Source organism: Veillonella criceti (genome assembly GCF_900460315.1).
GTDB classification, from domain to species: Bacteria; Bacillota; Negativicutes; order Veillonellales; family Veillonellaceae; genus Veillonella_A; species Veillonella_A criceti.
Map to the genome: position 1 here is coordinate 528,914 of NZ_UHIO01000001.1, position 13,083 is coordinate 541,996.

Annotated in this window: 11 protein-coding genes; 1 reads left to right on the top strand and 10 read right to left on the bottom strand. The window is 36.9% G+C overall.

Annotation, left to right across the window (positions count from 1 at the left end; genetic code table 11):
- Position 1: 1 nt before the first annotated feature.
- From DYE54_RS02470 to DYE54_RS02510, 9 genes are all read right to left on the bottom strand, one after another.
- Positions 2–778 (bottom strand): isoprenyl transferase, encoded by a 777-nt coding sequence (locus DYE54_RS02470; protein WP_115309749.1) that lies wholly within the window; start codon positions 776–778, stop codon positions 2–4.
- Entirely contained in the window at positions 756–1,016 is a 261-nt protein-coding gene (locus tag DYE54_RS02475; RefSeq protein ID WP_115309750.1) for a hypothetical protein, read from the bottom strand. Before DYE54_RS02475 ends, DYE54_RS02470 begins: the two co-directional genes overlap by 23 nt.
- A complete protein-coding gene (gene frr, locus DYE54_RS02480; protein ID WP_115309751.1) occupies positions 1,016–1,576 on the bottom strand; it encodes a ribosome recycling factor in 561 nt (186 codons plus the stop codon). The genes DYE54_RS02475 and frr overlap by 1 nt, the downstream gene beginning before the upstream one ends.
- Positions 1,576–2,304: a UMP kinase gene (pyrH, locus tag DYE54_RS02485; protein WP_115309752.1), complete on the bottom strand. Its 729-nt coding sequence runs from the start codon at positions 2,302–2,304 to the stop codon at positions 1,576–1,578. Before pyrH ends, frr begins: the two co-directional genes overlap by 1 nt.
- A 65-nt stretch (positions 2,305–2,369) precedes the next feature.
- The gene (tsf, locus tag DYE54_RS02490; RefSeq protein WP_115309753.1) at positions 2,370–3,050 is read right to left on the bottom strand and encodes a translation elongation factor Ts; all 681 of its coding nucleotides are present in this window, start codon (positions 3,048–3,050) and stop codon (positions 2,370–2,372) included.
- A 138-nt stretch (positions 3,051–3,188) separates the two neighbouring features.
- Positions 3,189–3,971, bottom strand: a complete 783-nt coding sequence (rpsB, locus tag DYE54_RS02495; protein WP_115309754.1) for a 30S ribosomal protein S2 — start codon at positions 3,969–3,971, stop codon at positions 3,189–3,191.
- A gap of 164 nt (positions 3,972–4,135) precedes the next feature.
- Positions 4,136–6,817, bottom strand: coding sequence for an S-layer homology domain-containing protein (locus DYE54_RS02500; RefSeq protein ID WP_115309755.1), 2,682 nt, complete (start codon positions 6,815–6,817; stop codon positions 4,136–4,138).
- A 513-nt stretch (positions 6,818–7,330) separates the two neighbouring features.
- Positions 7,331–7,711 carry a glucosaminidase domain-containing protein gene (locus DYE54_RS02505; protein WP_115309756.1) on the bottom strand — a complete coding sequence of 127 codons (381 nt, stop codon included), beginning with the start codon at positions 7,709–7,711 and terminating at the stop codon, positions 7,331–7,333.
- Between the two features lie 230 nt (positions 7,712–7,941).
- Entirely contained in the window at positions 7,942–9,786 is a 1,845-nt protein-coding gene (locus DYE54_RS02510) for an acyltransferase family protein (RefSeq protein ID WP_115309757.1), read from the bottom strand.
- A 556-nt stretch (positions 9,787–10,342) separates the two neighbouring features.
- On the opposite strand from DYE54_RS02510, the gene DYE54_RS02515 reads away from it, so the two are divergent.
- Positions 10,343–11,569 carry an ISL3 family transposase gene (locus DYE54_RS02515; protein ID WP_115309476.1) on the top strand — a complete coding sequence of 409 codons (1,227 nt, stop codon included), beginning with the start codon at positions 10,343–10,345 and terminating at the stop codon, positions 11,567–11,569.
- Positions 11,570–11,667: 98 nt separating this feature from the next.
- On the opposite strand, the gene DYE54_RS02520 is transcribed toward DYE54_RS02515, so the two are convergent.
- The gene (locus DYE54_RS02520) at positions 11,668–12,987 is read right to left on the bottom strand and encodes a gluconate:H+ symporter (RefSeq protein WP_115309758.1); all 1,320 of its coding nucleotides are present in this window, start codon (positions 12,985–12,987) and stop codon (positions 11,668–11,670) included.
- Positions 12,988–13,083: the final 96 nt, after the last annotated feature.

The following is a 13,083-nucleotide window of genomic DNA, read 5'->3' on the forward strand; positions in this document are numbered from 1 at the left end:
CCTATTCCTCCGTCTTTAAACCGCCAAAACGACGTTCCCGCTGCTGGTAGGCATACACAGCATCTAATAGTGTTTGCGCTGTAAAATCTGGCCAATGCGTTTTCGTAAACCAAAATTCAGCATACGCTAATTGCCATAATAGAAAATTACTAATTCGATAGTCATTACTTGGTCGAATCAATAGATCTACATTACTAAATTCTTTAGTGTATAATCGTTCACCAAAGGTCTCCTCAGTAATATCTTCCACAGCGACTTTCCCAGCAGTTACGTCTGTTGCAACAGCCCGTACAGCTCGTACTATTTCATCGCGTCCACCATAATTAATTGCTAATTGTAAGGTGAGACCCGTATTATTCTTAGTTAAAATTTCAGCGTCACCAATAATTTTCTGAAGTTCTTCAGAAAGACCACCTATATAGCCAATAAAACGAATCCGCACATTTTTTTCATGCATATCTCGTACATTGCCTAACAGATATTCCCTAATCAAACTCATAAGCAAAGATACTTCTTGTTCCGGACGCTTCCAATTTTCCGTAGAAAATCCATATACAGTTAATGCTTTAATACCAATTTCATCAGCAGCAATAACTATTTTCTTTAATACATCAGCCCCAGCACGATGTCCCATCGTCCGTGGCAAACCACGGCGTTTAGCCCAACGACCATTGCCATCCATAATAATAGCTACATGGTGAGGTATATTATGAGGATCAAGAATAGCCTCTGAGACTTTATTCTTATCTTCGTTCTTACGTAGTAATTTCTTTAGCATATTGTACCTCATTGCAGTTTTCAAAACCACTGGCTACCATCGGGCGATACAACAATATCTGCCATATACCCGTTTCCTCTACGTACTGCACACGGCCTACGTAAAAATCATTATCTGCAACAGTGAAAAATCGATTGTAATTTTCACCGTTAGTTACTGCAAAAGGGATATTGGCAGCCTGCAACACCCGTTGTGCAAGCTGCCAAGGTAATCCAACCATTAAATTTGGCGTATTCATTATACTTCCAATACGTCCTTTTCCTTCTTATCTTTTAATTCATCAATGGCTTTAATTTTTTTATCCGTTAATTTTTGGATTTGGTCTTGGCCCTGTTTAGAATCATCTTCAGTAATAGTCTTTGCTTTTTCTTCTTTTTTAATAGCATCATTAGCATCGCGACGAATATTACGTACCGCTACTTTTGCTTCTTCAGCTTTTTTGCTTACTACTTTAACTAGCTCTTTACGACGTTCTTCCGTAAGCTGTGGAATAGCAAGGCGAATAGTATCACCATCATTACTTGGATTCAACCCTAAATCAGACTGTAAAACAGCTTTTTCAATAGGACCAATCATAGATTTTTCCCAAGGTTTTACTAAAATCAAACGTGGTTCTGGTGCTGTCACATTAGCAACTTGGTTAATTGGCGAAGGTGTCCCATAGTAATCAACCATAACTTTGTCTAATAAGGCAGTGCTAGCACGGCCGGTACGGATGGAAGCAAATTCATGTTTTAAAGCCTCAATAGTTTTATCCATACGGCTTTCTTCACGGGTTAATAACTCTTGAATTTCCATTATTCTTCACCTCTTACGATAGTACCAACAACTTCCCCTTTCGCTGCACGGGTAATATTACCAGGAATATCCATGCTAAACACTACGATTGGGATATTATTATCCTTACACAAGGTCGTAGAAGTAGAGTCCATAACTTTAAGTTCCCGACTAATTACGTCCATATAAGTAAGTTCATCAAATTTCTTAGCTTCTGGATTTGTACGTGGATCACTGTCATACACACCATCAGCAAATTTTTTCGCCATTAAAATGGCATCCGCTTCGATTTCAGCAGCACGGAGCGCAGCTGTTGTGTCGGTGGAAAAATATGGGTTCCCTGTACCAGCTGCAAAAATAACAATACGACCTTTTTCTAAATGACGAATAGCACGACGACGAATATACGGCTCCGCTACTTCTTGCATAGCAATAGCGGTCTGTACACGAGTCGCTGCCCCAGCATTTTCAAGAGCATCCTGTAGCGCTAATGAGTTCATAACCGTAGCAATCATACCCATATAATCAGCCGAAGCTCGATCCATACCTTTGGCACTACCAGCTAACCCACGCCAAATATTACCACCACCAACTACGATAGCAATTTGTAAATCTGTAGTTCTAGCAATCTCGGCAATTTCTTTTGCGATTTCTTCAACAACAACAGGATTGATACCAAATCCTTGATCACCCGCTAAGGCTTCACCACTTAACTTCAAGACAATACGTTTAAAATTTCTATTACTCATTACGTTACTCCTCTGCTATTACAAAATAAGAGAACACATGACGGTGTTCTCTTATCTCTTAAATCTTATTGACCAGCGGCTGCACGAACTTCAGCTTCGAAGTCATCCTGACGCTTTTCAATTCCTTCGCCTAAAGCGTAGCGAACGAAACGACGTACGTTAATGTTTTCACCGATTTTAGCAATTTTTTCAGTGATAACATCAGTAATAGTTTTGTCACCATCTTTAATGAAAACCTGTTCCAATAGGCAGTTTTCTTTATAGAATTTTTCAACACGGCCATTAACCATTTTTTCAAGAACTGCTTCTGGTTTTGGTTTACGACCAGCTTTTACATCTTCTTCTGCTTCTGCTTTAGCTTGTTCTAAAAGAACTGCTTTTTCATGTTCAATAACTTCAGCAGGTACTTCTTCACGATTTAAGTACGTAGGATTTGCTGCTGCGATCTGCATAGCAATATCTTTAACAAGGTCTTGGAAGTCTTCAGTTTTAGCAACGAAGTCTGTTTCACAGTTAACTTCTACAAGAACACCAATACGACCGCCACCATGAATATAGGAAGCAACCACACCTTCAGCTGCTACACGACCAGCTTTTTTAGCGGCCGCAGCTAACCCTTTTTCACGAAGCAAATCGATTGCTTTTTGGATATCGCCATCAGCTTCTGTTAACACTTTTTTGCAATCCATCATGCCTGCGCCTGTAATTTCGCGCAATTCTTTTACTAATGCAGCAGTAATCGCCATATAATATATACCTCCTACACATTAATTAAGGTAAGGTCTATTTAGCCTTACCTTAATTTTATATCGTTCTACATATTTTATCAAATAATATTTAACATATTATTTAATAAATTTTAAGTTTTAAGGTAATGTCAGTTATTAGCCCTGACCGTCTTGTACCATTTCAGTAGAATCAGCTTCCATTTGTTTCATAGCTTGATCAGCTGCTTCTTGATGTTCGCCTTGATCATCTAAAGATTCACCTTGACGGCCTTCTAATACAGCATCAGCCATTTTACCAGTTAACAATTTAACGGCACGAATAGCGTCATCATTAGCTGGGATTGGGAAGTCGATTTCATCAGGATCACAGTTAGTGTCTACAGTAGCTACTACTGGAATACCTAATTTTTTAGCTTCTGCAATGGCAATACGTTCTTTCTTAGGGTCAATTACGAATAAAGCACCTGGCATTTTAGGCATGTCTTTGATACCGCCAAGATATTTTTCCAATTTTTCCATTTCATGACGTAAGCCAATAACTTCTTTTTTAGGAAGAAGTTCGAATGTACCATCTTCAGCCATTTTTTCAAGCTGTTTTAAACGTTTAACACGTAATTCGATAGTTTTGAAGTTAGTTAACATACCACCTAACCAACGTTCATTTACATAGAACATGTTAGCGCGGATAGCTTCTTCTTTAACGGATTCTTGAGCTTGTTTTTTAGTGCCCACGAAAAGAATTACTTCGCCGTTTTGAGCTACTTCACGAAGGAAGTCATAAGCTTCTTCTACTTTTTTAACTGTTTTCTGAAGGTCGATGATATAAATACCATTACGTTCAGTGAAGATGAACTTAGCCATCTTAGGATTCCATCTTCTAGTCTGGTGACCGAAATGTACGCCGGCCTCCAATAATTGTTTCATTGATACTACTGCCATGTTGGCACCTCCTGTTAATAAACCTCCGCAGCATCATATTCAATATAAATCAGGACCATTCCTGACACAGACATTGAATCAGACTGCGTGCGTAATTTTTCATACTTTAAGAGTATATCACATGGAATATAGCTATGACAAGGGGTTTTAGTTAAAAATTCTTGCTACATTTTCGTATAACCGCCATACACATCACGGCTTTCTCTATCTTCGCTATTCACACGAACACGTTCTACTTTATAACGATCACTTGGTTTACCATGAACTAAATCCACACGGAAGCGATCTGCTTTTTCAACGGCCACCATTTCTTGAGCGAATTCTTCCGTAGCACGAGCCATATTACCATCAATAAAAGCACCATTTTGTAAGGCTCGATAAATAACAGCAGCAAACTCATAGCGAGTCATAGATTGATCACCTTTAAACTCACCATCTGGATAGCCTACTAATAAGCCTTTATCAGCCAATGTTTTCACATAGGCATACGCCCAATGATTCTCTGGCACATCTGGGAAATTTACATCTAAGGCAGTGCTAGTTTGCCCTACATTATTCACAGCCCCAGAACGTTGTTGTGCTTCCAATTGATCAATACGAGCCTTGAGAGTTTCAATTTCCTTAGCCATGGCTACACGGGAACGAGATACACCACTGCTTTGACCAATGTTGAAATTAAGGCCTGCGGAAATCATATTTTCTCCATTACCCATGGAAGATGCCACATTAACCATCACATCTTCATTTGGGCGATAGAACGCACCCACTGCCATAGCATTCGCATTGCCATAATTACCATAGCCTACAGAGAAACTCCATTTATCATCAGGATTAAAGTCTAATGGATGTAAACCAGCAAGTGCAGCTGCACCAGCACCGACTTTATCCATACGATTATCAAGACTATTAATACGTCCATCTACACCATTAACACGATTACTCAAATCATTAATCTGTTCAGTATGAGTGTTAATAGTTTGTGTATTATTAGTTACTTGTGATTTTAAATCCTTAATATCGCCAGTATTAATCGTCACTTGGTTCCCGAACACAGTCACTTGATCGCCTATAGTACTTACTTGATCACCAAGCTTTGTAATATTATTTGTATTATTGGTAATGGAATTTCTTATATCTTCAGCTAGTGAAACTGTAAAGGTATGCTTTGTAGCATTGCCTTTTTCATCTGTACCGGCTGGCGTTTCTGTTACAATAATGCCATTGCCTTGTTTTACATCTACTGCATTAGCATTTACATATTCTCTTACAGAAGTTTCTACAGATTTTAATTGCGCCACATTGACAGCATCGCTATCTTCTGAACCTGCTGCGACATGAGTAATTTGACGAGTCGCTGAATCACTGCCTACTGAAACGGCACCTAGATTGCCTTTTACAGTGGCTGCAATAGCTGCCTTAGCTGTTTCAGTGCTATTAGCTGCTCCATAGACTTGATTATTTGCGGCAGAGGCTGTATTAGTTACACTCACATTTTGTAACGCCTCACGACTCGCTACGGATTCACTGCCTAGAGCGACGCCACTCTCTACGGAACTTTTTGCATTATATCCTAGGGCCACACCATTAGCTTTTGAACTCTCTGCACTACGCCCAATCGCCACGCTATTAGTATCGGTACTTTTCGCTTCATGCCCAATGGCTACAGTATCAGTAGCCGTGGATGTAGCATTACGCCCTACAGCCACAGAATCACTTGCACTTGCTAATGCATCAGTACCAACAGCAACGGAGTAGTCACCAGATGCATTCCATTGAGCCAATTCAGTCGCATATGTACTGGTTTCACCGCCTTTAGTATACCAGCTTTTTACACTTTTGGTAGAAGTTCCAAGGGCAATAGCATTTTTACCACTCGCTCCAGCCCCCCAACCAGCGGCCAAAGCATAATTACCTGTAGCCGCAGCACCAGCCCCTAAGGCAGCAGACCGATTTCCTAAGGCTTCAGCACCATTTCCCAAGGCAGTAGCTTGCCCACCAGACGCATAACTATGGGTCCCAACAGCACTGTCTGCCTGATTCATTGCTTTTGCGTCATCACCTAAGGCAGTAGTTTGGCTGTGTAAAGCATAGGCTTTATATCCAAGTGCCGAAGCCCCCCAGCCAGATGCTTTTGTATCACCACCAATGGCTACAGCATTACCACCATGGTTTTCTAAATCGTCTAGACCAGCTGCATACTGTTGATTATCAATTCGCAGATTATCAATTTTAGCTTTTAGCTCCTTCGCATCAATTTCAATGCTAGCATTGTACACCTTCGCATTTTGTCCATATGCAGTACTTTTTACGCCATGCCCCCAAGCACCATCGCCAATGACAGTTGAACTATCTTCAGTGGCACTTACTCCATTGCCGATGGCCAGTGAATTGTACCCCAATGCATTAGCATTAGTCCCTACAGCTATAGCTTGACTTCCTGACGTATGGGCGTTAGTTCCAATGGCAATGGCATTTTGACCACTAGTCTTAGCTTTACCAGCATTTGAAAGATTATCACTATAATCTGAATCTCTAACCACATTAGCCCCAAAACCAAGAGCAATAGCATTAGCTGCAACTTCATCTATCTCTGCAGATGTACCTGTAGCAATGCTACGAACTGCTTTCGCCTTAGCGCCATTCCCTAATGCCAAGGAATTTTCTTTGTCAGCTTTAGTATTTGCTCCTACTGCCACACTATTATTACCAGTCGCTACAGGTTTATTCTCAGTAGAATTTACCACTACATAGTCAGCACTTTCCCCATATACTGCATAGTTCCCCCACAAAGAACTCACGGCACTCAATACTAACACTGCAAGTATTTGTTTATTTTTTTGTTTCATTCAATCACCTATCATACTTTAAAACATACTAATGCTCATTACATTATTTTCATATTATAAAATATAATAAATGTTTAATCAATATATTATCTAATAATATGATGTAATATACATTTCTTATATCATATAATTAGAATTCATTTCTTACATAACAAATCAAATAAAACACGATATTTAGTCATTTTATAAAATAACATATTTTTATTTGATAGTTCAAAATAGAGATTATCCATATTTTAATAATCAATACCAAATTTATATATATTCAAAAAAATTTCTATTTAATAACTAATCATATAAAATAATAAATCGTCAAATAACCAGTATAATCATTGCATAAAATTAAAATTATTATTCATGTCTAAATCGAGGTTAGTGTATCATAATTATTCATTCTCAAACAAAAAAGACATATCGAATAAACTTTTTACCATAATAGGAATCAAACCATTTATGGGCTGTTTATTCAATATGTCTTTCTTACTATTATAAATGTTACATTTACCTTAAAAATTAAAAATTAATAGAATTTAACACATGCAGCATCGTATGGTAATAAGTATCTAAATCACTGGTAAAATACCCGCCATGATGCAAAGCGGCTAAATAGTTATGTAAAGTGCTGGCATTACTCATACCATCTTCGGAATAATATGTTAAATATTTGCCAAAATAATTTGCAAAGTCAACAAAGTTATCAAATTTCATCCACCCACCTTCGGATGACATAATGCCCCCCAAATTATAGTGCGAAGCTTGAACATCAGAAGTAAAGCCACTCGTTTCAATATACCACTGTGTATATATCCATTGCGGATCAACAGTAATCCCATGTTCTGAGGCCTTATTAGCTGCAATTTTAGCCAAGTCAAAAAAATATTGATTAACTTCCATATAAAAATTCCTCCTTTAAGTAACTATAAAGCTATTTTGATGAATACCTTCTTTCTTACACATGTTAAAATCATTTTAAATTACTTATTTTCTATTATTTATTTTACATTATTACGCTTAATTTGTCTTAATTTGTCTTAATTTGTATCTACCCAATTCGCATCAACTTAATTAGCCTCTACTTAATTACTTCTTTTTTCTTCAAAACTGAACTAGCCTCTTCTATATCATCATCTGCTGTCTGCTTTAACTAATGTAGCCGCCATCTTTTCACGCACTAGTTTAGCAAAATTTTCAACCCCTAAATCATTAGGATGTACACCATCGTCACTAAGCCATTCAGGATGTTTTGAAGCTGCTGAATACCAATCAATCACGGTAATATTTTTATGGTCTTTAGCTAACTTATCAAGGTAGTCATTATTGGGCTTTTCCCATTCCAAATCTGGCGCATACGTATTAATCCAGAAGATTTCGCGATCTGGTCCTAAATAATTAATTAATGCTTTTGTTTCATCTTCATAATATCCCGTAATTGGGCCATTTGTGCCTAAACTAATTAACACTACTTTTCCTAGACGATTTTCAGCGTCCATTGCTTTAGCTATATCTAGTCCAGCCCCTACATAGCGTGAAACTTTAGCATCAATATATACACCGGGTAACGCAGTTCGTAAGGCTGGTGACGCACCTAACATAACTGAATCACCAATAGCCGCTACACCAGTCAACGCTTGATCAATTTCCGTTGGATCTACAACAGTTAAATTACGAGCTTTTTCATTCTCTTCCTGTTGAATCGCCTCATTTGCTTGTAAGCGATTTTGCAAATCGCTTAAATCAGCTATTTTCTCATCAGAAGCTGTAAATAATGCAAATAAACCTACTACCATAATAACACAACCTATGATAGATAGTATACGAATATATATCCGTTTTAACCACGCAACTAATACAGAGATAGGTACGCCTTTTGCAATCTTTGCCGATACAGCATCAGACCAAATTGTCAGCAATAGAATAATTGCAATTATAGCCAAGTTATAAATAACTTCGTTACCAAAAAATTCAATTAATTTTAATTGCTGAAATAGATATATAACAGGATATTGCCAAAGGAAAATACCATAGCTTCGTTTACCAAACCAGCCTAATGTATGCGTATTTAATACTTTAGCTACTGGTAACCGATTATACTCAGCTAAGAGAATTAAGGCGCAAAAACCAAATGTAACAAGTAGCATCATATATTGATATACAACGGGATATTGTCCATTTAATAAAGCATATGCAACAACTAAGCCTATCATGAGAGCAATAAATACTAATGTATTAATAGCTCCAATTACTGGTGACAAAGGTTGTACATGTTTACGATGAGCTCGTAAAATACCTAGAAAAGCCCCAAATAACAATGCATAAATTCGTGTATCTGTACCGTAATACAAACGTGTTACGTCTTCATTTGGCGTGTAAAGTAAAGGCATCACGGTAGCTGTCCCTAAAGCCAATAACGCAAAAGCAATAAGTCCCCCTCGATAACCAATCGTTTGACAAATTTTTCTAAATAGAAAAAATAAAATGGGCCAAATTATAAAATATTGTATTTCAATCCCCAAGAACCACAAATGTGTAAAGGGCGATGTGTTTGTTAAACGAGTAAAATAATCTGCATTCTGAAAAATCTGCCAAATATTATTATACCCTAATAAAATAGATACTATTTCTGGTCGTATACCATTAATACTTTTAGGTACCAACAAAGAATTTACACCTAAGGTGACTAAAATTACAATAAGTAAACCTGGATAAATTCGTTTAATACGTTTCCAAAAATATTCTTTAAGGCTATATCGTCTTTGAAAATATTCATTAATATTAGTATAAGCAAGTAAATAGCCTGTTAGTAATAAAAATAGAGAAACTCCTAAGTAACCGCCTGGCACGACCTCAGGCATCATATGAAACAGTGTTACCCCAATGATAGCAATGCCCTTTAATCCATCTATGCCTGATAATTTGCCTCCCTTTCGTTTGTGTAAGGGAGGTTGATTTTTAACTGAATTGCTTTCCATAAATACGATCTTTCATAATTCCTAACACATAATACACGAATCCTAATCTTTGAATTACTAATGAATATAAAATTCATTTAATTCACTTTTTCTTCACCTATTTTTTACAAAAAAAATAGTAATCTAATGTGACACTAGATAACTTAAACTACCTATTACTTTCTATTTACTATTTTGCCAATTACATACTCCTTTCTTCTCTTCAATCTTGTAACCTATTAGTTACTAACCCTCGATTATACAAACGTATGTCTCTATATTATCGTAACAAATTCAATAAGTCAATTTACTTTTTATTTACATATAATATAGAACAAATCTATGTTAATAAGAAAATAATATAAACAATACAAAAAGGCTAAATCCTCAAATGAAGTTCTTTATAAGAACCTCACAATAAAAGAATTTAGGTTCTATAATTTATTTTGGGGCGCTAAAGAGAAACGCAAACTGCGTGTCCTCTTGGCGCCTACTTTTTTATATAAAAAAAGACATATTGAATAAAATCCGTTACAATAAAAGCGACGAAACCATTATGAAAGGATGTTTACTCAATATGTCTACACTTAATTATATAGGAAATTTACTCGGAATCAAAGCAGAATATATAAAAAATATGCGTGAAACTAGCTCAGAATACTTACTTTACGTAGAAAGTCCTGTACGTCCTCATAGATGCCCTAATTGCCATTCACAAACTACACGAATAAAAGGCTATACTAACCGAAAAATTCAGCATACTACAACCAATGAAAAAACCATTCTTCTCTTATATCGTCAACGTCGTTATATATGCACGTGCGGACGCACTTTCAATGAAAAAACAGAGTTTTCTTCTCGCTATCTTAGAACAACCCCAAGACTTCGTGAAGTAATATGTCAACAACTCTCTGAAGTAACATCTTACAAAGCTGTGGCTAAGCATTGCCATGTAAGCGTAAACCAAGTACTAAGAGTCTTTAACGAAATTAACTATAGTCGCCCCTCAACACTACCACCTGTACTATCTATTGATGAATTCAAAGGCAATGCAGCTGGTCAAAAATACCAAGTCATTCTTACTGATCCAGAAACGCATAAAATACTAGATATTCTGCCTAAACGAGATACTACGGAACTAGCGAAATACTTTGCTCAATTCCCTAGATATATACGAAATAATGTAAAATACATCACAATGGATATGTCACTTCAATTTCGTTCGGTTATGAAAACTTGGTTCCCTCAAGCTGAAATTGTAGTTGATAGATTTCACTTAATACGGCTAGTTACCTTTGCCTTAGAACGGGTACGCAAAGTAGAGCAAAATCTATTATGCAATGTAAGTCGTACCTTTAAAGCCAATAAACGAGTATTAACTAAACGCTTTGAATCATTAACAGACAAAGAGTTCACTAAGCTTATGGATATGTTTCATTATTCGCCCCGATTACATCGTGCCTATACACTAAAACAATCCTTTTCTCATGTTTTAAAATTCAAAGATAAAGAAAATATTCAATGGGCCATTGATCAATGGCTATCCTTAGTTGAGGCTTCTGAATTACCTGAGTTTCAATCACTCTTAAAAACATTTACATTTTGGAGAACCGAAATTATTAATGCCTTAACATTACCCTATTCCAATGGCTTTACAGAAGGTTGTAACAACAAAATAAAAGTACTAAAGCGGTGTTCGTTTGGTTTACAAAACTTTGAACGATTTCGTAACCGGATTTTATTCATTAATGCTAAAAAAGGACACGCAACAACTGTGTCGCATGTCCTTTCCAAGAGTGCATAATCTCTTTAGCGCCCCAAAATTTGACAAAGAGCCAGAATTTAGCCTTTTTATTATTAGATATGTATAGAAACTTATATACATATCTAATCGTTATTAAATTAAATAAACAAATTCAAAACTTCTACGCCGATTAAACCACACACGGCAATCGCCGTTTCTACAGCACACCAAGTACGTACAGTCTGTTTTACGGTAAGACCAAAAAATTCTTTAAACAACCAGAAACCAGGGTCATTTGGAGGGCTAAAAATAACACTACCAGCCCCAACAGCTAATACCATAAGCTCTGGACTCACACCAGTCATAGGAATTAATGGTGCTACTATACCACCTGCTGTTAAAGCCGCTACCGTAGCCGAACCTACGGCAATACGAATAACAGCAGCAATAATCCAAGCCAACAATAATGGTGATAAATTAGCCCCCATAACGAGAGAACCAATATAATTACCCACGCCACTATCAATTAATACTTGTTTCAAAGCGCCACCAGCACCAACGATAAATAGAATCATGGCCACTGTCAGAATTGCTTTTTCAGAAGTTTCCATAATTTCTTTCGTAGTTTTACCACGGGCATAGCCAAATGTATAGAATGCTACAATAATAGAAATCGTCAATGCTACACTTGGGTCACCAATAAAATTAAAGATATGCATAACTGGCGCATCTTTGGGAATCCCCATCATTTTACCAACAGCACTAATAGCCATCAAAATAACAGGTGTCAAAGCTGTTAATATACTGCTCAAGAAGGATGGCATTTCTTCATCAGTAAAGTTTTTATCATTGTGCAAACCTTCTGGAATTTCAGTTTTAATATCCTTTACCGTATTGTATAATAACGGCCCTGAAATAATCACTGTTGGGATACCAATAATTAATCCATAGATCAAAGTTTTACCAATATCAGCATTAAAAATGACCGAAATCGCGGTAGGCCCTGGATGTGGTGGCAAAAAGCCATGTGTTACTGACAATGCGGCCGCCATAGGAATCCCTACTTCAAGTAGTGGAATATCTGCCGCTACTGCGATTGTAAATACTAATGGAATTAAAAGGACAAAACCAATTTCATAAAATAGAGCAATCCCTACAATAAATCCAGTTAAACAAACCGCCCATTTTACATTTTGACGCCCAAACATATTAATAAGAGTAGTGGCAATACGCTGTGCCCCGCCACTATCAGCCATCAATTTGCCAAGAATAGCACCAAAACCAACAACAATGGTTAAACCTCCCAATGTAGAGCCTAAGCCCTTTTGAATGGTTGGGAAAATCTTGTCAATTGGCAAGCCTTCGCCAAAAGCTAACAAAATACACACTAAAATAAGAGATAAAAAGCTATTCAACTTCACTTTTACAATAAGGAAGAACAATAGCACGATGCCTAATGCCAAGATAACCAGTGGCATAAAAGCGCCTCCTTTCACACTAAAGAAAACACATCTATTATAAAATAATGAGAAATCACAAGCCAAAATCTCTATACGTCCTATATAAAAATTCAT